The 23,615-nt window shown below is 33.9% G+C and carries 17 protein-coding genes and 1 pseudogene; 1 reads left to right on the forward strand and 17 read right to left on the reverse strand.

The features are described from left to right. Position 1: 1 nt before the first annotated feature. The 12 genes from FGF67_RS14905 to FGF67_RS14960 all read right to left on the reverse strand — a co-directional run bounded on the left by FGF67_RS14905 (position 2) and on the right by FGF67_RS14960 (position 16,497). On the reverse strand, positions 2–1,459 hold the full coding sequence (locus FGF67_RS14905) for an aldehyde dehydrogenase family protein (protein WP_139698560.1): 1,458 nt from the start codon (positions 1,457–1,459) through the stop codon (positions 2–4). Positions 1,460–1,475: 16 nt separating this feature from the next. Beyond that, the gene (locus FGF67_RS14910) at positions 1,476–2,240 is read right to left on the reverse strand and encodes an enoyl-CoA hydratase/isomerase family protein (RefSeq protein ID WP_139698561.1); all 765 of its coding nucleotides are present in this window, start codon (positions 2,238–2,240) and stop codon (positions 1,476–1,478) included. Between the two features lie 5 nt (positions 2,241–2,245). Continuing rightward, positions 2,246–4,729: a glycoside hydrolase family 2 protein gene (locus FGF67_RS14915; protein WP_139698562.1), complete on the reverse strand. Its 2,484-nt coding sequence runs from the start codon at positions 4,727–4,729 to the stop codon at positions 2,246–2,248. Between the two features lie 11 nt (positions 4,730–4,740). After that, entirely contained in the window at positions 4,741–6,300 is a 1,560-nt protein-coding gene (locus tag FGF67_RS14920; RefSeq protein WP_139698563.1) for a sugar porter family MFS transporter, read from the reverse strand. A gap of 97 nt (positions 6,301–6,397) precedes the next feature. Further along, positions 6,398–7,999, reverse strand: a complete 1,602-nt coding sequence (locus tag FGF67_RS14925) for a sulfatase family protein (protein ID WP_139698564.1) — start codon at positions 7,997–7,999, stop codon at positions 6,398–6,400. Between the two features lie 27 nt (positions 8,000–8,026). Then, positions 8,027–9,577 carry an alpha-L-fucosidase gene (locus tag FGF67_RS14930; protein ID WP_139698565.1) on the reverse strand — a complete coding sequence of 517 codons (1,551 nt, stop codon included), beginning with the start codon at positions 9,575–9,577 and terminating at the stop codon, positions 8,027–8,029. A gap of 63 nt (positions 9,578–9,640) precedes the next feature. Continuing rightward, positions 9,641–10,711, reverse strand: coding sequence for a Gfo/Idh/MocA family protein (locus FGF67_RS14935; RefSeq protein ID WP_139698566.1), 1,071 nt, complete (start codon positions 10,709–10,711; stop codon positions 9,641–9,643). Between the two features lie 2 nt (positions 10,712–10,713). Continuing rightward, positions 10,714–11,949: an ABC transporter substrate-binding protein gene (locus FGF67_RS14940; RefSeq protein ID WP_139698567.1), complete on the reverse strand. Its 1,236-nt coding sequence runs from the start codon at positions 11,947–11,949 to the stop codon at positions 10,714–10,716. A 2-nt stretch (positions 11,950–11,951) separates the two neighbouring features. Next, complete coding sequence (locus FGF67_RS14945) at positions 11,952–13,094, reverse strand: CaiB/BaiF CoA transferase family protein (RefSeq protein ID WP_139698568.1); 1,143 nt, start codon at positions 13,092–13,094, stop codon at positions 11,952–11,954. 8 nt (positions 13,095–13,102) lie between these two features. Beyond that, positions 13,103–14,245: a CaiB/BaiF CoA transferase family protein gene (locus FGF67_RS14950; protein ID WP_139698569.1), complete on the reverse strand. Its 1,143-nt coding sequence runs from the start codon at positions 14,243–14,245 to the stop codon at positions 13,103–13,105. A 4-nt stretch (positions 14,246–14,249) separates the two neighbouring features. Beyond that, positions 14,250–15,404, reverse strand: a complete 1,155-nt coding sequence (locus tag FGF67_RS14955) for an ABC transporter substrate-binding protein (RefSeq protein WP_139698570.1) — start codon at positions 15,402–15,404, stop codon at positions 14,250–14,252. Between the two features lie 22 nt (positions 15,405–15,426). Continuing rightward, positions 15,427–16,497, reverse strand: coding sequence for an L-rhamnose/proton symporter RhaT (locus FGF67_RS14960; RefSeq protein WP_139698571.1), 1,071 nt, complete (start codon positions 16,495–16,497; stop codon positions 15,427–15,429). Between the two features lie 110 nt (positions 16,498–16,607). On the opposite strand from FGF67_RS14960, the gene FGF67_RS14965 reads away from it, so the two are divergent. Then, on the forward strand, positions 16,608–17,378 hold the full coding sequence (locus FGF67_RS14965; RefSeq protein ID WP_139698572.1) for an IclR family transcriptional regulator: 771 nt from the start codon (positions 16,608–16,610) through the stop codon (positions 17,376–17,378). Positions 17,379–17,844: 466 nt separating this feature from the next. Here FGF67_RS14965 and FGF67_RS14970 read toward each other — a convergent pair. The 5 genes and pseudogenes from FGF67_RS14970 to FGF67_RS14990 all read right to left on the reverse strand — a co-directional run. Next, a pseudogene (locus FGF67_RS14970) lies at positions 17,845–18,009 on the reverse strand (IS1 family transposase); the annotation flags it as partial. A gap of 92 nt (positions 18,010–18,101) precedes the next feature. Then, positions 18,102–18,635 (reverse strand): condensin complex protein MksE, encoded by a 534-nt coding sequence (locus FGF67_RS14975; protein ID WP_139698573.1) that lies wholly within the window; start codon positions 18,633–18,635, stop codon positions 18,102–18,104. Beyond that, complete coding sequence (locus FGF67_RS14980) at positions 18,616–19,839, reverse strand: hypothetical protein (protein WP_139698574.1); 1,224 nt, start codon at positions 19,837–19,839, stop codon at positions 18,616–18,618. Before FGF67_RS14980 ends, FGF67_RS14975 begins: the two co-directional genes overlap by 20 nt. Next, positions 19,832–20,620: a Wadjet anti-phage system protein JetD domain-containing protein gene (locus tag FGF67_RS14985; RefSeq protein ID WP_158293230.1), complete on the reverse strand. Its 789-nt coding sequence runs from the start codon at positions 20,618–20,620 to the stop codon at positions 19,832–19,834. The genes FGF67_RS14980 and FGF67_RS14985 overlap by 8 nt, the downstream gene beginning before the upstream one ends. A gap of 25 nt (positions 20,621–20,645) precedes the next feature. Then, positions 20,646–23,375, reverse strand: a complete 2,730-nt coding sequence (locus FGF67_RS14990; RefSeq protein WP_139698576.1) for a hypothetical protein — start codon at positions 23,373–23,375, stop codon at positions 20,646–20,648. Positions 23,376–23,615: the final 240 nt, after the last annotated feature.

Below are 23,615 nucleotides of genomic sequence, written 5' to 3' on the forward strand. Positions count from 1 at the left end.
ATTATTCGTAGTTTAAATAAATGGTTCTTTTTTGCAAATAATGATCTAAACCATAAACACCATCTTCACCAGCTGCCCCCGATGTTTTATGCCCGGAGTGATACCCTTGAATATTCCCAATAATCTGTTGATTTATGAAAATGGTTCCAACCTCCATTGTGTCTATCGCTTTTTGATGAATTCTATAGTCGTTTGAATATAAGTATGCAGATAAACCTTCTTCTCTATCATTAGCCAATGATACAGCTTCTTCAAAACCATTTACCTTAACAATAGGCATTACGGGAGCAAATAATTCTTGACTAATTGTAGCATGGTCTCCTTTAACATTCCCTAGAATAGTAGGCGTATACCAGTTGCCTTTTTCAAAATAAGCACCATCGGGGCGTCCGCCACCTAAAAGAAGTTCTGCGCCTTCATTTAAATTTTGTTTTACTAATTGGTCTACGCGATCTAATCCCAGTTTACTTACATTAGGTCCCATGTTAACGGAAGCATCAAACGGATCACCCACTTTTATTTGCTGTGCTCGTTTTATAACTTTTTCAGTAAACTCGTCGGCAATCTTTTCATCAACAAAAACCATTTCATTACAAATACAAACCTGTCCGCAATTAGCATATCTTGAAATAACGGCAGCATCAACGGCTTTATCAATATCGGCATCATCACAAACTATAAAAGGCGCTTTACCTCCTAATTCCAAAATGAGGCCTGTTATATTTTCTGAAGCGGCACGATACATGGCTCTACCAGCTCGTGTACTTCCTGTTAAGGATATTAATTTTGTAATAGGACTTTCTACTAATAACGAGGCAGCATCTGCTGTTTTTGTAGAAACCATATTAATAACGCCTTTAGGTATGCTAGTTTCATCGACTAACCGGCAAAACTCAGAAGCTGTAATTGGTGTTAATTCATGAGGTTTTATAATCATGGTATTCCCTGTGGCTAGAGCAGGTCCCACTTTTCTTCCAATGAGGGCTAACGGGTAGTTGAAGGCACACAAACCTACAGTAACCCCATAAGGAACTTTATAAATAGATAACCTTTTATTGGCGTCTTCAGCAGGGAAGATAGCCCCTTGAATGCGTCTGGCGCCTTCGGCTGCATAATTCATATATGTAATAGTATCATCAACTTCACCAAGTGCTTCAGGATATGTTTTGCCTTGTTCCATAACCAAAAGTTTTGCAAAATGTTCACGTTCGGTCTTAAGTTTACTCGTTATTTCATAGATGTATTTTGCCCTTGTATTGGCAGGTATCAATGCCCATTGTTTTTGTGCTTTTTCAGAAGACTCTAAGGCATACTGTACATCTTCTTTGGTACATGCTGTTACCGTAGCAAATACTTCATTATTTACTGGGTTTTCAACTTCAATAGTGTCTCGAGTATTACTGTCTAACCATTCACCATTAATGTAACATGAATAGTGCTTTACCTGTGTGTGTCCCATATGTTTTAATTAAAAATTATTCAAAATTAGGTTCGCGTTTTTCTACAAAGGCTTGAAAACCTTCTTTGGCATCAAACGTATCATATAACTTGTCCACGTTTCTTTTTTCAAGGTTTAAGAATTGTTTTAACCGCATTCCTGAACCTTTTCGTATTGTTTTTTTGATAGCTGCCATTGCTTTTTTAGGGCCTAAAGAAATCTTTTTGGCATAAGCTAAAGCTTTTTCTTCAGCATCTTCCTCCTCAAATAAATGGGTAACTAATCCATAATTAAAAGCATCTGTTGAAGAGAATGTACCACCAGACACCAATAGCTCTAGGGCTCTTGAACTACCAACTAGTTGAACAAGCTTAGGAATCCCGCCATTACCTGGCATTAATCCTAAATTTACTTCAGGAAGCCCCAATAAAAAAGGTTTATTTGATGCTATTCTAATATCACAAGCCATGGCTAACTCTAAGCCACCACCTAAAGTGTGTCCGTTTAAAAAAGCAATAATTATTTTAGAACTGGAGGCAATTTTTCGTGCTACTTTATTGGCCATAACCACCATGTCTTGGTTCTGAGCAGGTGTGTTTTTACTAAATACTTTAATATCTGCACCAGCACAGAAAAACTTAGGAATAGCACTTTTAATAAGTACAACGGCTATCGTTTTATCCTTTTCAATGCCTTTTAGTAATTTACTAAATTCTTTAAAGAAATGAATATCATAGCTGTTTGCTGGTGCTTTATTTAAGGAAATAATTCCTAATCGCTCATTTTTACTGTATTCAAACATAGTATTTAATTTTGAAATCCTCTTGCTATAGGCATTTTTTCATCAGCTTCTTTATGGCCTTCCTCGGCGCCTAAGCCAGGGTAATATCTAAAATAATTGGCCCAACCATATTTTTGTTTTATTTCAAAGGCTTCGAGACCAATAGCTCTTAGCTCTTTTTTGTCTTTGTCTTTATCAGCAACGAGTAAAAAATAATCATTTTCAGATAAAACGTTACCATCTGCATCCAATAATGACATTTCTGCATAGAATTTATCGCCTATAGTTCCTGGTACCTTGCAGGAAACATCCACGTATTTTGAAGCGCTGTCTCCTTTGATTTCTGCAATATCAAAACTTTCTTCTTGTATTAACTCTTTCTGATTATTTAAAAACTTTATAGCTATTTTACAATTTGTGTAATCTTGATAATAATCATTTACTATCCATAATTCACCTTTAAATTCTTGACCAGGAAGCCATCTTCTATTATAGTGTTTCATGGTAATTAAAAGTGGCTGGTATGCTTTTCTTACGTGGTCAAAAGATAATTTTTTATCTTGGTAATAATCTACAATACCCCATTTCATATCTGGTGCAAAAGTGATGTAGTGGCAAATACAAATGGCACTGGTTTTTGGTTTTCTTGTTCTGAAATGCTCTAATGCATATTGAAAAATTACGCCTTGGGCTACTTGAGTAGCCTCCACAAATGTTTCAAAACCATCTTTACTTTGATTCCCTAAAACTTCAAAATTAAGAGTTCTTAAGGCATCAAAATCGGTCCAATGATGTCCCCAACTTGGGCCTGGTGGCCAAATTTCTTCCTCAGGAATAAACTTCTTAATGTTTTCGGTATTCGGGCAAGAGGAAATCGCTAATTCCGGTATTACAGCATAATCTAAGCTAGGGAAGTAGTCTTCCATAACAAATTCACCTTCTCCATAAAACAAATCATTGGCATGAAAACTCTCGTTAGGTTTAAAGCCTAGATTTAACCCTACTTCATCACTTAAAGGTGACGATGGAATAAAATGCAATGGCGTAAAAGGTTTTATAGCTTCACCTAACTCGGTAACAAATTTTAAATTATGCTCAGGATCAGAAGCTGTCATAAATAATTCTTCCGAACCTTCAAGTAATACCAAACAAGGATGATTACGTTGCTCTTTTACCGATGCAATGGCTTCAGCAAAAACGGCCTGTTTAAATGCTTCATCTTTTGGTAATGATAAACTGGCAAGAGGTAATACATCTTGCCAAACGGTTATTCCTGCCTCATTACATAATTGGTAAAATAGCGGAATCTCTTCGGGGTGCCAGCCAAAAATTCTTAGGTTATTAAAGTTGGCTTCTTTGGCTAAACGAATAAGCTCTTTGTATTTACTTGGATGCGCACGCCCCATGAAAATATCTGGTGGTCCGCCCCAAGTCCCTGAGCGCATAAAATGTCTTTTTCCATTAATCATGACCGTCCAAGGGTTTTCAACTTCATCTAGCGTAAAACCAGGATTGTGCACCATTTTGACTTCACGAATTCCGAATGAGGTGTTTGTTGTATCTAATAAAATGTCTTCCCCTTCGGTTACAGTTACTTTGGCTGTATAAAGGTTTTGATCACCTAAATCCCATGGCCACCATAATTTAGCATCTTTGATGCCAAGGTTTAATTCGTATGAATTTATACCTTTTGAAACAGCAACCGTTTTATTTACGCTATATGTTTTAGAATTGAAATTTTCACCTTCAACATCTATTTGTATGTTAACGGTTTTTTCTGAATGATCATGGTTTTTAAGTTCTATTTCAATATCAAGAGAGGCTGAGTTTTCAGATGTTAACTGAGGTTTTACATAGGTGTCTTCAATGGTAATTTTACCTGTAGCTTCAAGATAAACAGGTTTCCAGATACCAGTAGGTGGTAAACTCACCCAATAGTCACCATGCCATGCAGGTTTTCTACCAGCTACCTGGCTATATCTTCGTGGTGCTGGATGCAAACGAATCATAAGTACGTTAGTACCAAATCGTAATTTTTCAAAACGAATGATATTTGACACATCAAACTTAAATTTAGAAAACATACCTTCATGTGATCCTAAAAATTCACCATTTAACCAAACATCACATCCAAAATCAACACCATCAAAAACAAGTTGAATGTGTTTTTGAAACATTTCTTTAGGCACATCAAACTGACGTTTGTACCACCATTCATGTTCTGGAACCCATTTGGCTTTTACGCTATTACGACCAAAATGCGGATCTTCAATACGCCCAGCACGCCACAAATCGGTGTATACATCGCCAGGTACTTTAGCAAAACTCCAGTTAAATGAATCACCAGTGATATCAAAGTTTAGTTCATGAAATCCTGTTTTTTGCCCTTCTCCAGGATGAATACCTTCAAATTGCCAATTGTTTCCGCATAAATCAAAAACAACTTTTTCATTAGAGGTTTGGCTTCTGCTGGTTAAGAAATCTTTTTCTTCTTGACTAATATTTTTCATCTATGTACTACTTATTGTATTAATTCTTTTTCTAATTCTTCTAATGATTTTCCTTTGGTTTCAGGAACTTTAAACCATATAAAAATAAATCCTATTACCGCAAAAACTCCAAAAATTAAGAATGTTATTGTATTTCCTAATGTTGCTAATTCCCAAGGGAATAGTAGTTGTACTAAAAATGCAATACCAAGATTTACCAATCCTACAAATGAAATAGCTATGCCTCTTATAACTGTTGGAAATAATTCTGAAAATAACACCCACATGACTGGACCTATTGACATAGCAAATGCGCCTACAAATCCAATGATACCTATTAGGATAAGCATGGTATTCATTTTTGCTGAAGCAGTAACTAGTGTAGACTCATGTGTGTTTGCTGCATCTTCTCCTAAAGCTGCTTTTAAAGCAGTTTTAAATTCTAAATCGTTTTCAAATACTTGATCTTTTAGTGGTAATATTTGTTCTTTGTCAATGGCTTCCGGAAGGTTTGAAATAGCGTCTTCACTGAGTACATACTTGGCTTGACTAAAACCATAACTTAGTAAAAATAAACAAAGGGCTATACCCACCATACCAATAATTAAAAGCGGTTTTCTTCCAAATTTATCAATGGCTAACATGGCAACAATTGTAAATCCTAAGTTAGTTAAACCAACTAGGGCGGCTTGAATAAATGAAGCATCTGTACCAATACCCGTTTGTTCAAAAATCATGGGAGCGTAGAACAACACTGCATTTATACCTACTATTTGTTGAAAAATACCAACCACTAAGCCAATAATAAGCACTTTTCGCATGGACTTTTTAAATAAATCGGTAAGTTTTGATTTTTCTTTTTTTAAGTCTTCTGAGATGCTTCGCTCAACTTCTTGTATTTGAGATTTTGCTTTTTCTTCAGAAAGCACTTTTTTCATGGTTTCAAGGGCTTCAGTTCTTTTGTTTTTGGTCATAAGCCATCTGGGGCTTCTAGGAACAATAAAAAGACCGAGGTAGTAAAATATAGCGGGAATAGCTTCAAGCCCAAGCATCCACCGCCAATTCCATTTTCCTAGACCCAATGCTTTTGCCCATTCGGCTTCAGAATTTCCCCATTTTAAGATGAAATAGTTCGTGAAGAATGCAATGGAAATCCCTATCACAATATTTAATTGATTAAAAGAAACCAGAAGTCCTCTTTTTTCAGGAGGGGCAACTTCGGCAATATACATGGGTGCAATAATTAAAGCAGCACCTACCGCAAGTCCGCCAATCATTCTAAAAATAATGAGCCAAAAAAAGGAACCTGCTAAGGCAGATCCTATGGCTGAAATAGTGAATAGAATGGCGGCATATTTTAGAATTAATCGTCTTCCGTGTTTATCACTCATTGGCCCAGCAATAATCATCCCAAAGGCGGCTGTTAGGGTAATAGAACTAACTGCCCAGCCCAGTTGAATTTTGGTAAGATTGAACTCAGGTTCAATGAACTTAACAACACCAGAGATGACTGATGCATCAAAACCGAGTAGGAAGCCACCCAAGGCTACAATGGCTGCAATACGAATGATAAATACGTTTTTTGACGACATAGATTTTAGTTTAAAGGTTTAGTTATAAATAAGTTTCATGTTTTAAGAATCATTAGATTCATGTTTGGTGTAAAACTTATTTGATTTGTTTTTAGTTTTATTTCTCCCAGTATTCATCTATAATTTTTTGAATGTGTGGGTAATTTGCATCAGTTTCATGATATAGTTCTCGTTGACTTTTCATTTCTTCTTTTAAGGATATTACAAGATCTTTATACTCAGGATTGTTGTAAACGTTAATGACTTCATACGGGTCATTTTGTAAATCATACAATTCCCATGCTGGCGGGGTTGGACCAATTTTTATACTTTGATCATCGGGTAACCACCATCTTGATCTTTGGCCAACTTTTTCTAAGTTCCAATGCCTGCCATAAAAGAAAATCAACTTATAGTTTTTAGTTCTTATTCCAAAATGAGCAGGAATATCATGATGTTCTAAATGTAGCCAATATCTATAATAGGAGGCGGTTCTCCAATTATCAGGTTGCTCATTCTCCAACAAGGGTTTGATGCTTTTACCTTGCATGTAATCTGGCACATGCCCTCCTGCAAGATCAATGATGGTTGGTGCGTAATCTGTATTGTTAATTATTGTTTCATTACGCGAGCCCGCTTTAATCAGTTTATTATATTTTATAATGAAAGGCATTTTCATAGACTCTTCATACATCCAACGTTTGTCAACCATATCATGTTCTCCAAGCATCATACCTTGATCGGAAGAGTAGATGATAATAGTATTGTCATAGAGATTATTATCCTTTAAATATTGAATGAATTTACCAATATTATCATCAATACCTTTAACACATCTCAAATATTTTTTTAAATACTTTTGATAAGAAGCAGAGGTAGCTTCGTCACCTGATAAATTAGGATCTATTTTCAATTTGTCTACATAATTGAAAAATTTATGTCTGTTTGAAACCGAACTACCTATAACATCTATGAGACTATCATTTTTGCCTCTAGTTCCTTCCGAGCCCCAATTTGGTTGATGGTATAAACTTTCTGGCTCAGGAATTTTTGAGTCAGCCAGATAGTCTTCATATCTAGGGGCGTATTCAAACCAATCATGCGGTGCTTTCATTTGATACATTAGCATAAAAGGTTTTTGAGAATCTTTTCTGTTTGACAACCATTCAATAGCTTTATTGGTAATCACATCGGTTGAATGTCCTGTTGTTTGTACCACATTTTTAGGCCATTCGCCTTTGTTTTTTTCTCTAAAAGACGGATTGAAATATTTCCCCTGACCTTCTAAAACACTATAAAAGTCAAATGCGGAAGGCTCTTCATGCAAGTGCCATTTACCTATTATGGCTGTTTCATAACCGCGTTTTTTCATTTCAATGGGTAAATACTGTCTATCACCGTCAATACCATTGCTAAAATCTAAAACCCCATTAGTTTGACTATATTGTCCTGTTATTATAGTAGCTCGACTTGGTGTACAAATGGAATTGGAAACAAAACAGTTTTCAAACACCATGCCTTCTGAAGCTAATTTATCAAGATTAGGGGTAGGGTTTAAAGACGCTAATCTGCTACCATAAGTGCCAATAGCATTAGTAGCATGGTCGTCTGTCATAATATAAATAATATTTGGTTTCTCAGGGAATGTCTCTTTTTTTTGAGCACACCCCATGCATGGTATTATTGTTAATAATATGATATATAGTTTTAATTTAAGCATTTCAATTTTTTAATTTTGAGTAAAAGTTTATAGGTTTACCTTATATACCAAGGCATGTTGCCCCGTTATTTTTTTAGGTGCTTTTAACTTTAAACCTTCTTGGGTTTTACGCCACGAAATGGTTTCATTACTTCCAAGTAACTCTATTGATTTTATTTTTTCATTGGCTCCAACATTTTCTTTTGAAAAGGTGGTTAACGTGAATTCTTGATTCGGTTCAGGAATATCTAACTGAATAACATATAGAACATCTTTTGATTTGTTTTGGGTAAATCTAAAATCTGTTGGTTTGTAGGTAACACCATTTCCTTGTACACCTCCAAAATGATTCTTTTTTAATTTGGTATCACCTTCTCCATAGGTTTTATAAGGACGAGTTTTATAAATAGCCTCACCATTATTAGTTAACCATTTGCCTATTTGTAACAAACCTTCTCTTTGTTTTTCAGGAATCTTACCGTCATGAGTAGGGGTTATATTAAGCAATAAACAACCGTTTTTGCTTGAAATATCTACTAGTTCTTGAATGATAATTTGTGGAGTTTTGAGTTTAAGATTAGATCGCCAGCTCCAACCATTCCAAGCATAAGAGTCATCTGTTAACCACGGAAAATCTGTTTTTTCATCAAAACGACCTTTCTCTAAATCAATAACTCCAACACCCTTTTCTAGATCTTCATTCTTATAAGTAAGAACCACCTCTTTGTCCCACTTTAAAGCCTTATTGTAGTAATAAGCTACCATTTCTTTTCTGTCTTTTTCTGGTAGTAAGAATACCCGGCTGTCAAACCACAATAAATCAGGTTTATATTGGTCAATAACTTCATGAATTTTTGCTTTCCACAAATCGATAAATTTTTGACTAGGTTTATCTTCATCTAATACAATGCCGTCATATTGACCACTGGCATTTTTCCCTAAACGGTAAAAAGTTTCTTTAGGCGTCACTTCACCAAAAAGCGATCTAAATTCAATATTTGTAGTATCGGCAAGACCATTCCATAAATTGTACCAACCCCATTCCCAACTGTGATGAAATGTAGCGACAAATTTTAAATCTTTAGCTTTTATGGCTTTTTCAAGCTCACCAACAATATCAAGTTTAGGCCCATAATTTACAGAGTTGTATGGGTTAACCTTGCTATTCCAGTTTGAGAAATAATCACAGTGCTCAGCAACTGGACCTACAAATTTAGCGCCTGATTTTTTAAACAGTTCTGCCCATTCAGCGGCATCAAAATGCTGTGCTGTAAACTTCGGAAAGAAGTCATAATACTGAACACTGTCGCCATAAGTTTCTAAATGATGTTCCCTTAAATCATGATTCCAGCCTTTATCTTTGTCTTCATACATATGATGTGAATACCATTCACCTTTTCCCATATATGAGTAAACGCCCCAATGGAAATAAATGCCAAACTTAGCATCTAAAAACCATTCTGGGGTTTGATGTTGTTTTAAAGATTCCCAAGATGGTTCAAAAGTATTTACATTTTTTTGAGAAGGGAACTCCTCTTTTTTCTGAGCATTGCAGCATAATGTTAAGAAGCAAAGTAAAGCGAAGCAGGATGATTTCATTTTATGATAAATCTAAATTTTATATAGTTTGTCAATCTAAAGGTGACCATATTAGTTATATGTTTAAGCATTGTATAGTGGCGTAACACCGCCATCATCATTAGAATCGTACGCAGCTTCAACAATAGCCATAGAATGTACTACATCTTCAACACTTGTTGGTAATACGTCTGTTGAGCCTTCAATATAGCGCATTAAGGAAGCCATGGTACCCACAAATGCATCAGGAAACCAGGAGCCTTCTAAATCTACTTCAATCCATTTTGGAGTTTCTCCTTCTTTAACAATACAATATTGAAATAAATCGGGTTTACCATTAGGGTAATCCAGTAGCAAGCCAATTCTAGCTTTTATGGCTCCTTTTGTGCCTTCCCACTTTACAAAGCTTTCTTGATTTTTTTCTCCAAAATTATGATCATGATTTGTGTTTATGATAGCTCGCATAGAATCATTGTAATCCATAATAGTAGTTGTTCTTGTGGATGACATGGGTTTACCTGGATTTTTCAAAGTTTTGGCATACACCTTCTTTGGGTTGCCTAAAAACGATCTGATTAAATCAATATAATGGATACTATGTTGCTGTATTTCTAGTCTGGGATGATTGACTACATTTGGGAAATATTCCCATGGCGTATAGGTGGTTAATCTAACCTCAAAATCATATAACTCACCAATATGTCCTTGGTCTATCATATATTTTGCGGCCATCACATAGGGCGCATAACGCATTTGACAATTAATGGCCGCCTTGAGTTTTTTTCTTCTACAAACTTCTAAAATATCTAAAGTTTGCTCATAGTTATCGCCCATAGGTTTTTGTATGAGTACCGCGGCGTTATCTGGCAACAGGTCAAGGGTTGGTACAAATTGATTTGGCATCAAGGTTAAATCATAGACCGCGTTTTCAGGTGCTGCTTCAACCATAGCTTCAACATCATCAAATACATTGGGAATATTAAATGTATTGGCTAAATCAATGGCACGTTGCTTTGTTCTGTTGGTGATGCCAGCTACATTAAATCCAGCATTTTTATAAGCTGGTAAATGTGCGTCTCTAACTATGCCTCCAGCACCAATAATGTATATAGGTCTATTTTCTTTGGGTAATTCTGGTTTATAGATTAATTCCATCGTTATGAATTTTCTATGTGATTAATTTTTATTTGTGCCTCATCAAGAATATCTTTTATCTCCTGAGTTGTATTAATAACTTTTAAAACTAAGTCATCTATAACATCTGCTATATCAGACCAATTACTTTTTCTAGGTAAGGAACGTGTGTTTTCGTGTAAAGCGTCTAATTTATGATAGTAGGGAACCGTTTTATTTACTTCTTTATCTATCCAAGTAGATTTTCTACAACCAATGGCGCCTTCAAGGGTAACTAATTTATCGTTCGCTTTGTTTACAGCAAATTTTATGAATTGATAGGCTAAATCTTTATGCTGGCTGCCACTACCAATAACATACATCCAATAGGCGTTTAGTGAGGTGTCTCGACCATTTGGTCCAGCAGGTACATCGGTAATATCAACTTTTCCTTTTACTTTTGAATCTTCTAAAAACTCACACATAGAGGCAAAACCAAACCAATTAACCATCATAGCTAATTCACCATTAGCAAAGGCCATTCCAGATTTTACAGAATCAAAATCACGTGAATTTGGGTGCATGGCATTGATGTTCTTTAATGCGTTTCTATAAAACGTCATACCTTCAATAGCTGCTTGTGAATTTAACTTAACCCTGTTATGTTCGTCAAAAAGGTCACCGTTTCTAGTCCATAATTGTAAACAAAAATCAAATACGGTATTATGACCATCAGGGTAAGCGGCAAATGTAGTGCCATACAAATTATCTTCAGGTCTGTTGAAAAATTCAGCAACTTCAATGAGGTCATCCCAAGTTTTTGGAACTACCAGCTGCTTACCATAATCTCTATAAAACCTAATGCCTTCTTCCATAGATTCAAATAAGTCTTTTCTATAAATTAAGCATTCAGGTCCATCATGAAAAGGAAGCCCTACGGTTTTATTATCAAATTCTTGTTTGTATAGTAAGGAACGCGACCAGCCATGAGGGAAATCTTCTGGAGGGTCATATTTAATGTAAGGTGTTAAATCTTCAATAGCGTTTGAGGTGTAGGCCTCCGTAATCCAATCAGTGTTGATTAAAGAAACATCCCAATCACCATTTTTTAAACCGTTGTTTTTTAATATGGTGTCATATAAGGGGTGAAGGTCAAATGGAATAGCTTCAAGCTGTAGAGGGCATCCTGTTTTTTTACAGAATGCCTCCCAGATTTTGTCTATGGCACTTTCAAAAGCATCAAATTTTCTAACCGCTATTTTAAATGTATTCTTACCCATCATTAAGAAATTAATTCCTTAACTATGGCTTCTGTATGTTCTCCTAGATGAGGAGAGCCTAACGTTGAGGTTAAATTTTTGCCATCAATTTTTATTGGGCAGCGGGTGGTTTTATATTCAAAGCCGTCACTCATGGTTACAGTTTGAATCATGTTGAGTACTTTAAATCCTTCTTCTGAAAATAAAGTCTCCCAATCCATAACTTTTGCACACCAAATATCTGCTGGCTCTAATATAGAAAGCCATTTCTCAGTGGTGCCTGTACTTAAATGGTTTGCAAGTTCCTTTTTAATAGCATCTCTTTCTGTAAACCAGGAGGCTACCTCGGTGTAAGATTTTAAAGGTTCGCATCCCAATAATTCTCCTAACACAGGGATAGACCCCATAGCTAAAACCATATAGCCGTTTTGGGTTTTGTAGATACCATAAGGCGCTCCTAAATACGCATGAGCACTATTGTTTTTTGGGCGTATGGTTGGTGCTCCTCCATCATGATAAAATGTGGTAATAGATTCAAATTGAAAATCTAAAATAGATTCTAACATATTAACGGATATTTTACTGCCTTCATTAGTCTTAGAACGTTTTACTAAAGCCGCTAAAATACCTTGAACCAGGTGAGCTCCAGAAAGGATGTCCACAAGCGCCAAACCAATAGGAGTGGGGCCATTGCCTTCAATACCATTTAGCCACGTAACACCTGATAGAGACTGGGCTAGTAAATCTTGACCAGGCTTTGTTTTCCAAGGCCCTTCATTGCCATATCCTGAAATACTGGCATATACGATATTAGGATTTAATTTCTTTATAGTTTCATATTCAAACCCTAAGCGCTCAATAACTCCTGGTCTGAAATTATGAACAAAAACATCGGCTTTCTCAATAAGTTTTAAAACCCGATTTTTATCAATGTCAATTTTTAAATCGGCCTGAAAACTTTCTTTGTTTCTATTAATGGCACGGAAAATAGAAGATTCTCCGTTTAAGTTTACATTTGAAACATATAGTTGCCGACAAATATCACCAGTTTCTGGACGTTCTACTTTAATGACTCTGGCGCCTAAATCGGCTAACCGTAAAGTTGCCGAAGGGGCAGATAAAAACTGACTTAAATCTATAACTAATATATCTTGTAATGGTTTCATGTTTTTATTTATAGATTAAATTCTTTAATGATATCTTGCGTGTGCTGACCTACTCTAGGTGCAGGTTTACTGGCAAAAATACGTTGGTCATTGACGCGTATAGGAGATCTTAAAGTATGTACTTCTTCTCCAGACAGTAAAGGTAGTTTTTGATCCATTTTAAGGACCTTGTAAGCTTCGTGATTTACAAGTGTTTTGTAATCAAGAACGTCTGAACACCAGATACCTTCAGTTTCAAGAAGGTTTAACCAATGGTTAGAATTTTCAGTAATGAATTTAGCTCTTAGAATATCCATGATTTCATCTCGTTTTCTAAACCACGACTCTGTGTCTGAATAGGCTTCAATTTCATTGCACTGAATCACTTGTCCTAACTTAAGTAGTGATCCCATAGCCAAAGCTATGTAGTTGTCTTTAGTTTTATAGATGCCATAGGGGGCTCCTAAATACGGGTTGGCAGCACCTTTTTTAGCTCGTTTTACGGGTTTGTTTCCGTCATTTAAATAAGTAGTAATGACTTCAAATTGTAAATCTAATGTAGATTCAAGTAGACTAACTTCCACTAAAGCTCCTTTATTGGTTTTTGAACGTTTTACAAGACTAGCCAAAATACCATGAGCTAGGTGCGTACCTGTAATTAAATCGGAAACCGCAGCACCAACAGGCACGGGGTCATCATCAGCGTTTCCAGTTAGGTTTGCAAAACCAGACATAGCTTGAATAAGTAGATCTTGTCCAGGCTTTTTTGCCCAAGGGCCAATCGTTCCATAGCCCGTAACCGTAGCATAAACAAGTCTTGGATTTATTTCTTGAACCGTATTGTAATCTAAACCAATTTTATCCATAACACCTGGTCTGAAATTATGAGTCATAACGTCGGCCTGTGCAATGAGTTTTTTTACGCGCTCTAAATCTTCAGGATCTTTTAAGTTTGCTGCATACGAATCTTTATTTCTGTTTACGGTATGAAATACCAAACTGCTTCCATCTAAAAACAAGTTTTTAAGTGCAATTTGTCTTCCTGCTTCCCCGCTATTTGGGCGTTCTATTTTGATAACTCTAGCTCCTAAATCAGCTAATTTTAAACCAGCCGATGGACCAGCCATAAATTGTGCAAATTCAAGAACTAAAACACCTTCTAATGGTTTCATAATTTTAAATGTCTAGTGATTTTCTATATAAGGTATTTAGCTTTTCAAGCAATGCCTTTTCATTTCCACCGTTCATCATATATTCTCTAATAGGCGCACCGGCTCTATCTTGAAAATACATGTGTCCGTTATAACGTGGGCGTAAAAATGCTCTATCTAAACTAGGTAGTGTATTTTTGAAGAAGTTGGCCGTTAAACTATTGGTATGCTCATCGGTCCAGGATTTTCTATGACCAGGCTGCCCACCATTATCAAAGAATATGGTTTTTTGGCAAGCCTCAGAAGCCGTATATTCTACATACTTCATTACAGTTTCAATTTCTTTGGTATTTACAGAAACAGCTAAACCTGTGCCACCTAAGGTTGAAATGGCTCTTCCGTACCCCTTAATATCAACCATATCGTGGAAGTGCAATGCTTTTCTAGCATACCCATTTCGGCTGTAGTTTGTATACCCATAAGCCCAAGGACAATACGCATACTTATCCGTTAAGGTCATGGCTTCATAGACTTGAATGGGATTCCAATTAAAAATTTGATCATCCATTTCTACGGCTAGCTCTCTCAACATTTTTAAGGCTTGAATACCCATGTCCTCACTTACAACATGCTCTTTTGACGTACACACATCTTCACCCATGGTACAACACATCATATAGAAATTCATCAATGTATCTTGGGGAATTCCTGGCATAATGACTAAACCTTGTTTCGCTAAATTTAGTAAATCGTCATAGGTTTCAGGAAGAGTTAAGCCTTTAGCTTCAAATAAATCAGGTCGGCTTGAAGCCACAGGAGTAGCAGCATCAACTGCTAGAGCCCACTGATGACCATTTGATGAGTAACTTTCATGTGATCTCCCTACACTATTTTCATCTAAATCTTTCATAAATGATTTTGGAAGATATTCATCTAAAGCAAGAATAACATTGTTTTTTCCAGCAAAACCAGCCCAAGGATGGTCAATAATTAATAAATCATAGCGCTTGGCTAATTCGTTAATTGGTTCATCGGCAAAGGCTTGTAACGAACGTTTTTCCCACGTAATATCTACATTGGGGTTTAATTCTGAAAAGCGTTGTGCAGTGGCAACAACAGATGTAAATCCTCTACTGTGATTCCATGTGATACCTTTTAAGTGTATGCGTTTTGTACTCATATTATTTAAATCTATTTCTTTTTTAATGATTTGTAACTATTTCTGAACCTAATTGACTACCATATGCCATAATAACAAAGGAGGTCACTAATACTATAAGTGCAAATACTAAGGTTAAGTAAGTGCGTTTTGTTACTGCTTTCCATTCTTTCATCACAATGCCTACAACGTAACTAAAAAATATAAGCATTGACATATGAAGTACCCAACTGGCAAATTTATAGGCACCCATTTGTACATGACCTATACCGTAGAAGAAGAATTGGCCATACCATAAAGCCCCACTTAAAATAGACATGGTCAGGTTTAGTATGAAGTTTTTTTGCCCTACACCTTTAACATCAACAAGTTCTTTTAATGTACCATTTTTTAAACCAGCTACTGTAAACCAAATGAAGTTAGTAATAAAGGCACCGCCAGTTGAGAGTATTAAATTGGCATTACCTTCAAAATTACCTGCACCATATTCTCCAGCTATTTTGGCAACAGGAGCTCCTACTTCTAATGAAATACCAAACACTGCAGAAAGTATACCAGCTATAACCGTTAGTGTAAGTCCTTTTTTCATATTGAAAGTTAAAGGTTTCTCATTATTGGCACTGTTGTTTTTTAGGTCTTTTTCTTTTCGGTATCCAGCAACCCCACAAATAATAATACCTATTAATGCCATGAACATACCAAAGAATATGGTATATCCTCCTGGGCCATATAGCTTATTTGAAAATTCACCGTGCATAATTAATGGCACTATGGTACCTAGGATAGCTGAAATACCAATAGAGATTGTATATGTTAGTGAATACCCAATGTGTTTTATAGCAAAGCCAAAACACATACCTCCAAACCCATAAATAGCACCAAGTAGTGTGGCATTAATCAATACCTCACTTGATGCTTTTGAGAAAACATCTAAGAGATTGGGTACGGTTAAAAAACCAATAAGGAAAGGAAATATAAACCAAGCAAAAGAAGCTTGAACAATCCAATAGGAATCCCATGACCATTTTTTTACTTTTTGGTAGGGGACGTAACAAGTTGATGCAGCAATACCGCCTACGGCGTGAATCAAAGTTCCTAAAATTGGATTAGCCATGCTATATTTAGTTTATAAGTTTAATGTATTTTATATACAAAAATAAATTTTATATATGAAATTTCAAAAGGAATTTAGTTTTTATTACTTTTGATTCTCAACTTATACACATGAATTCAGAAAGTCCAAAATACAATGCACCGGCCTTAGATAAAGGTTTAGATATTTTAGAATACCTATCAGAAGAAGGTGTACCTTTGTCTCAAGCAGAAATAGCTCAAGGTATTAATAGGACACCAAGTGAAATATATAGAATGTTGGTGTGTTTAGAAGAGCGTGGTTATGTAATTAGGGAGTCAAACGCGGGAAAATATAGACTGTCCTTAAAAATGTACAGCTTATCACATAGGCATACGCCTTTTGATGAATTGAAACGTGTAGCTCAATACCCTATGCAGGCACTTTCAGAAATTACACGACAATCCTGTCATTTGAGTATTATGAATGATAATAAATTGCTTGTTATTTATCAAACAAGAAGTCCTAGTGCGGTATCGCTTTCCATAGAAGAAGGAACTCATTTTCCGTTATCAATGACTACATCTGGTAGGGTTATTTTGTCTATGTTTCCAGAAGAAGAGGCTATATCTATTTTATCAAAAGACGAGTATTATAAAAATTGGGATCAAGAAAGGCAAAATACGCTAATAGAAACCATAAACGAAATAGGAAAGTTAGGTTATCGTTCTGCAAAAAGTAAGCTTACAGGAGGTGTGACTGATATTGCGGTGCCTATTGGTTTAAGGGGAACCGATTTAAAAGCTGTTTTGGCTGTTTCTCTTTTTTCTTCAAACTTAGAGGACTCTATAAATTTAGATGTCATACTAGGCGAATTAAAAAAAGCACAAAAAATAATTAACGAACTTATTGGAGCGGTATAGATTGATGTTAATATGTGGACTTACAACAAAAAAATGTACTATAAATTGAATTACTATGCAGCTAGTTTCTGGTTATACATATCTAATTCAAATTCTGTTATGGTTCTATTCCCTAAAAAGGAATGCCTTCTTTTATTATTGTACCAGACTTCTATCTCTCCAAAGATGGACTTGCAACAAAAAATGGAAAATTTGGGTGTTTCAGGCAAATCTATGTATTTGTTTTGAACTAAGCATAAAAAAACGGTTTAGTGAAGACTAAACCGTTGATTATGAGTGATTTGTGTTTCGTAGCGAGATCGAGATTTGAACTCGAGACCTCCGGGTTATGAATTCAAAGGAGCGTTTTTTTACAACGCTTTTACAGGGCTCACAAGCTATTTTTTTATCAAATCGTATGCAAAATCGTATGCAGATTTTAGCCTTCGGGTTATCATTAAATTTTAGCCAATTTAGAGATTATTTTTCAATATTGAAAACTCATTTTATCTCCCCAAAAATATAATTTTAAACAGGCCTCTAACAGTCTTATTGATTTGCTAAACCAAATGGTTTTTCTACTCAGGCGTTTCAAATCTGTTCTTAAATTCAAATTGAAACTGTAGCCTTCCCTAAAAATGTAGCCTATCCCATGTAAGCTTCCCCAAAAATCAAACTACTTTTAAAACGAAAAAATGAATAATTTTGGAAAAACTAACAGTTCTATTTAGGGGAAGTCGACATTTAAGCGTTGGCATTTTCTTCATTTGTTTTTTCTTTTAATTTCTCTTCTGCGATTTCCATAGCAAAAGTGAAAAATAGTTTTACGGCTTTAGTAAACTTAAATTTGTTGCCATCCAAAACAATTAAATTTTTGCCACGCCAAGTTTTTAAAAACTTTTCAAATTCGGAAACAGTAGTTTTTTCTAATATTTCCCATTTACTTGATTGTCTTAATAGTTCTTCTGTTTCGTTTATGTCAAAGGAACCTAATTCAATTTTATCTCTAAAGTTTTTCCCTGAATAATCTAGCTCTCTTGACAGAATTGCTAAAAACAATGTAAAATCTCTAGTTCTTTTTTCGTTCACTTCATCGGAAGATAAGTAGGCAAATTCCGCTTCGATGTTTAGGATATAGTTAAACGATTTCATAAAAAAATCAGAATAGTCGTCTTCTAGTTCTTGAATTTTGTAAAACAAAGGACTTGGTGAAATAATGAACTTACCATCTAATAATTCACTTACTATTTTATTATGCTCATTTGGGTATTCTCTCATATACTTTCACTTTAGGTATTTTAATTGAAGCATCTTTTAAATCAATTATTTTTCTCTCGTCAGTTTTGTATTCTGCTATTAAATCATCTTCTAACAAAAGATTAGTTAGAGAGAAAAATTTTGATAATGTGATTTCATCAGTATGCTTTTTTAAAGCATTAAAGCACCATAAATAAAAATCATCAACTTTATCTTCATTTAGCAGCTGTTCTTTAAAATATGTAGAATCAGGAAGCCATTCTAACTCTTCAATTTGTTCTTCATAATATACATCAGAAGTTTTGTAATTAAATTGGTCAACAAAAAATTCAGCTTCGCTATGAAATTCTTTGAAAAGGGCGCTTCCTTTAGTCTTTTTAATTGGACTAGGAATAGCAACAACATAGTTTTCAGGGTAATCTACATTTTCTACAAAATGATAAAATCCACTTAAAATAATTGAATCACTTTTGATTCTATCTAACAATGGTCTTAACTCTCTTGTTAGTTTTTGTAAGTTTTGGTCTAATTCAGCACGAGCATAAACAACTGCACCATATAGTTTTTTATATTCTCTTTTAAGTTTAAAACTGTTTGCTATATACTGTTTTTCATTCGTGTATTTTTGAATTTCAACTAAAGCAGAATAGAAGGACTCTGGATGCCCTTTTTCTAGAATTTTATTTAATGGCTCAATATATTCATCAATCCAAAAAACTGCTTTTTCTAACCTTTTTGATAAATCTGAATATTCATCTGCATTGACTTTTAAAGATTCTGTATCACTTAAAAGTCTTTGAGTTTGTCTATGAATATCGTTTAAGAAAACATCTATTACTTTTATAATGTTTTGAATTAAAATAATTGTCTTGCTTGTTTTAGTCTCTGTTTTTAAAGCCGAAAATAATTCAAAAATGGTTTTATACCTTTCTTTTAAGGTTTGTGGTAAATCAAGCGTAAAGTCATCAAAGAGAAACTGTAAGAAATCTGCATAACTTCTGTTTATTTTAAAATCTTTAGTTGGTAACTGTCTGCAAAATTTGACATCTATTAGTTTAGATAAAGATATTTTGGGCTCATTACTAATGTTGTATTCTTCAATTAACTTTTCTAAAATATCAATATCGATAATAAAGTCAGGTTTACTATAATTAAATGCATCTTGTACAAATTCGTAATGATTTTGCAAAAACTTAAGTATGTATTTTCCTGATAATTTAATCATTCTGAAATTTTACGAATAGTGCTTGTTGCTCTAAAAAGCGTTTAGTTTTATAAATATCTGTTCTAATTTTTATAACATTTTCATCAACGGATTCTTTTACTTCTTTAGTTGGGTTTTGTTCTCTTCCTTGTTTGGTTCTAATAGTTCTAGAGTACATTTTAAATAGCTCTTTATAGTTTGATGGAACGAACAGTTTTGCATCAGGAAACACTTTTTTAACCATTAAGTAATTTTGTAAACCTTTAAAATCATAATCAGGAAAAATTAATACGTTTTTTGTTTTGAATTTATTTAAAACTGATTTTCCTAAACCTCCATAAGTATGAATAAAAACAAAATCTTTTCCGATTACTTTTTCTGCCAATAAAAATGAATCGAGATTCTCAACAATGCAAATTCTTTCAGTTTCTAACTCATTAACTTGTGCTGAAAAAGTTCCGAACTGATTTGTAAATTTCTCTAATTCTACAACTTTTGAATTTATGAGTATATTTTTAAATCCTCTTGCTAATATTACATTTTGGCTAGTCCTTTTACTTGCTTTAGTATTTCTGAAAGTTCCAATATTGCCAATTGCAGAGTAACTATCTCGAAGTTCTTTAGGAAACTTGCTTTTGAAATAACGTTCTAAATTTTCTCTATCGTTCAAGAGGTAACTTCCACCACCTGATATAGCTTGTGAATACTTAATGAACTTACCATTAAGTAATGTTTTAAAGTCTCCACTTTTTTTAACTGATGCACTTATTGAAGAGGAATTTATTTTTTCCTCTTCAAGCATTTTAATTAGAAAGTTAAAAAAAGTTTTATTCTGCATCTCTATAAATTACTGGGAATGATTGTAGTTCTCCAAATGAAATTTTTCTTCTTTGGTTTTTGGAATCTTTTTGAGGCTCTTTGATTAAATAATATTTTTCGATTCCCTCAACTTTTCTTGGTGCTGCGAAAATTGGTACGAAGTGATTTGCTTTACAGAATTGAATTAAGTGCTTTACATTTTTTTGACCTATTGCGTCAAGTTCGTCCACGTATATGATAACTCGATTTTCAGAATTGTTGTGAACCAATTCTTTAAGAATATTTAGAAATAGATATAGTTTAAGTACAATATTAGTTCCTCTCGATTGAACTTGCTTTGAAAGGTCAATAGTTTCTGTTTTTCCTGTAACCTTTGTTATTTCTACGTTTATTTTAAACAAATCAACAATATTGATGGCTTTTCCATTATTGTTAGAAAGTTGTCTTTCCAAAGCATCTTTAGATTCCTCATATGAGTATGTCTTTCCAAAGTCTAATCTTTCTGATAATTTAAGTTTAGAAATTTTGTCTAAATCATTGATTAAATCTTCATTCTCTTCAATTTTAACTTTAACACCCTGAATATTAGAAATTGGATATTCTGCTAACTTTTGGTTATAGCTTCTTGACACAAAAGTTTTAAAATCTCTAAATTGTGTTAGAAAAGAATCTGTCGGACTGCCAATTTCGTGTGAAAGTGTATCTAAAAGCCCATCAATAATTTTTTGAGATTGAGGTATGTTAATGATTTCTTCATCAACATCACGAATAAATTTTTTAATGTCTTTGACATCCATTTTTAGAATGTCATTCAATTCATTTTTTAGAGAATTCCGATTTTCTTTTATGCGTATAAATTTTCTGTATTTTGATTGAAAGTCATCATAAATATTTTCAAAATCTATTTCCAAAATTTCTTCAATTTCATAAATATCAGTTGTTTCTGATATTATTTGATATTGATTTTTGAATACTTTAAGGTCATTTTGATATTTTTTACGTTCTTCAATTTTTAAGGATAAAACGGTTTTGGTTTTGTCAATTTCCAAATCCTTATTTGTAATTTTATCGATTACATCCTTTAGACTCTTTTCGATTAAACCTATTTCTGTTAGGTTACTCTCGATTTTAGAAAGTAATTCGGGTTTTTTATCAATTCGTTCAATGAATTCAGTTTTGGTTTTGATGGACGTTTTTAAATTTTCGATTTCTTTCTCAACTCCTTTTCTGTTTTGAACAATCTTTAATTGAGAGTTTTTTTCGTTTAATTCTTTCTCTTTAGAAATAAGCTCGTCTTTAAGTTGATTGATAGTCGGTAATTCTGTTTCAATTGTAATATCTGAAATATCAATTAGTCCATCAAAAAACTGTAATGGGGAATCAGATTTTGTTATCGGTTTTTTAATCTTTGATTTATCAAGTTCCGCTACATCGCAATTTAGAAAGGAATAAACCTTTTTTATTGTGTTTTCATCTTTTGAAATATTTTGATATAGTAAATTGTCAAAACGAGTTATTGCATTTTTCTTTTTTTCAATATCGTTTTTAAGGTTTTTGATTGTACTTAAAATCTCTTTTTCTGTAAACCGACTACGTTCTAATTGGCTTAATTGCGATATTAATTCCGTTAGATTTCCCTGTTCTTCTATAAGATTATTTTTTAATCCTTGATAGAGTAAGTTCTCGGCACTGGGCTCATATTCCTTTAATTCATCTAATTCTTTAGATAGATTTTTGTTTTCTGTTTGAATTGCTGTTGACTTATTTTCATTAGTTGTTTTTAGAGCAATTAATTCATCCCTTTCATCCTTTAGAGTTGTATTGATTTTAGTTTGTAGATTTTTAACCAAAACAGAAAGCTCACTATTTTCATCTATTTTATTAGATAATTCCTGTTCAACTTTGTCAAATTTCTTGAGGAAAGTATTTTTTAATTTCCCTAAAATTGATTCGTGACTGATAAATTCGTCATTAAGTAGTTTTAGCTTTTCAAAATCTGGTTTTATTGAAATAAGACGTTGAAGATGTGTTTTCTTTTTTTCAAACTCGTCAATTTTCTCGAAACTTGTACTTGAAAGCACATTCAATGGAAAGTGTTGTTGTCCATCCGCAACCAAAAGAGCATTTTTAAAAGATTTTTCGTTAATGTCACTTGTCCTAATCAAATGTCTATATATGTCAGTAAAACTGTTTGAGAAGGATTTTCTTCCGTTTCTTTTCACGGATTTTTTAAGCCAAACTACTGGGTTTTTATTTTTGTCTGAATTATAAACTAAATTGTATAATTCCTCATTTGTTAGTTTTATAGGAACATCAGTAGGATTTTTTAATGTTAGATTTTGAAGAACATCACTCCATTTTCTTGCTTTAAATTTATTGTTTTGTGTTTCTACAAAACACAATTCGTCATATTCTCCTGTGATTTTATAATATTCAATTGTATTTTCTGGCGTTGCCTTTACAAGAATAGAATAGTAGCCATTTTTAATAATTTCAAAAATTATAAAGCTGTGTAAACTTGTCCCGTCAAAGTAATGTTTCATTGAGTCAGAAAGTTTTCTATCGTCCTCAAATCTCATTTGGTCTTTGTCTGTTATGTAAAGAAAATTTAAAGCATTGATGAAAGAGCTTTTTCCGACATTGTTTTCAGCCGTAATTTGAATACTTGCACTTTCTCCAATATAAATACTTGCTTTTGCGTATAGTTCAGAATTTATAATTATAATCTTATTTAGCATTCTTTCATTTCTGTTTTTTCGAGCGTTGGCAAAAAACAGCCCTTTTGGTTTTTTAAGCGTTGGCTTTTGTGTCGGTAAAAACCAAATGTGCTGTTTGTGCGGCTGGTTTCATAGCTGTCTAGTCCTGAAATATGGCTACAGGTTAAAAATTGATTTACGCTGTTTTTAAATATACCATATTTGGTGTTTTATAGTCTAAAGATACATGTAATCTAATTTGGTTGTATAGATTGATTGCAC

The sequence above is a fragment of the Allotamlana fucoidanivorans genome (assembly GCF_006265225.1).
Lineage (GTDB): Bacteria > Bacteroidota > Bacteroidia > Flavobacteriales > Flavobacteriaceae > Allotamlana > Allotamlana fucoidanivorans.

Excerpts from the sequence above, each read along its gene's own strand:
- FGF67_RS14935 (WP_139698566.1), bottom strand. The coding sequence starts at position 10,711 with ATGGAATTAATCTATAAACCAGAATTACCCAAAGAAAATAGACCTATA.
- FGF67_RS14940 (WP_139698567.1), bottom strand. The coding sequence starts at position 11,949 with ATGGGTAAGAATACATTTAAAATAGCGGTTAGAAAATTTGATGCTTTT.
- FGF67_RS14930 (WP_139698565.1), bottom strand. The coding sequence starts at position 9,577 with ATGAAATCATCCTGCTTCGCTTTACTTTGCTTCTTAACATTATGCTGC.
- FGF67_RS14975 (WP_139698573.1), bottom strand. The coding sequence starts at position 18,635 with ATGAGAGAATACCCAAATGAGCATAATAAAATAGTAAGTGAATTATTA.
- FGF67_RS14980 (WP_139698574.1), bottom strand. The coding sequence starts at position 19,839 with ATGATTAAATTATCAGGAAAATACATACTTAAGTTTTTGCAAAATCAT.
- FGF67_RS14985 (WP_158293230.1), bottom strand. The coding sequence starts at position 20,620 with ATGCTTGAAGAGGAAAAAATAAATTCCTCTTCAATAAGTGCATCAGTT.
- FGF67_RS14910 (WP_139698561.1), bottom strand. The coding sequence starts at position 2,240 with ATGTTTGAATACAGTAAAAATGAGCGATTAGGAATTATTTCCTTAAAT.
- FGF67_RS14990 (WP_139698576.1), bottom strand. The coding sequence starts at position 23,375 with ATGCTAAATAAGATTATAATTATAAATTCTGAACTATACGCAAAAGCA.
- FGF67_RS14965 (WP_139698572.1), top strand. The coding sequence starts at position 16,608 with ATGAATTCAGAAAGTCCAAAATACAATGCACCGGCCTTAGATAAAGGT.
- FGF67_RS14905 (WP_139698560.1), bottom strand. The coding sequence starts at position 1,459 with ATGGGACACACACAGGTAAAGCACTATTCATGTTACATTAATGGTGAA.
- FGF67_RS14920 (WP_139698563.1), bottom strand. The coding sequence starts at position 6,300 with ATGTCGTCAAAAAACGTATTTATCATTCGTATTGCAGCCATTGTAGCC.
- FGF67_RS14945 (WP_139698568.1), bottom strand. The coding sequence starts at position 13,094 with ATGAAACCATTACAAGATATATTAGTTATAGATTTAAGTCAGTTTTTA.
- FGF67_RS14925 (WP_139698564.1), bottom strand. The coding sequence starts at position 7,999 with ATGCTTAAATTAAAACTATATATCATATTATTAACAATAATACCATGC.
- FGF67_RS14955 (WP_139698570.1), bottom strand. The coding sequence starts at position 15,404 with ATGAGTACAAAACGCATACACTTAAAAGGTATCACATGGAATCACAGT.
- FGF67_RS14950 (WP_139698569.1), bottom strand. The coding sequence starts at position 14,245 with ATGAAACCATTAGAAGGTGTTTTAGTTCTTGAATTTGCACAATTTATG.
- FGF67_RS14915 (WP_139698562.1), bottom strand. The coding sequence starts at position 4,729 with ATGAAAAATATTAGTCAAGAAGAAAAAGATTTCTTAACCAGCAGAAGC.
- FGF67_RS14960 (WP_139698571.1), bottom strand. The coding sequence starts at position 16,497 with ATGGCTAATCCAATTTTAGGAACTTTGATTCACGCCGTAGGCGGTATT.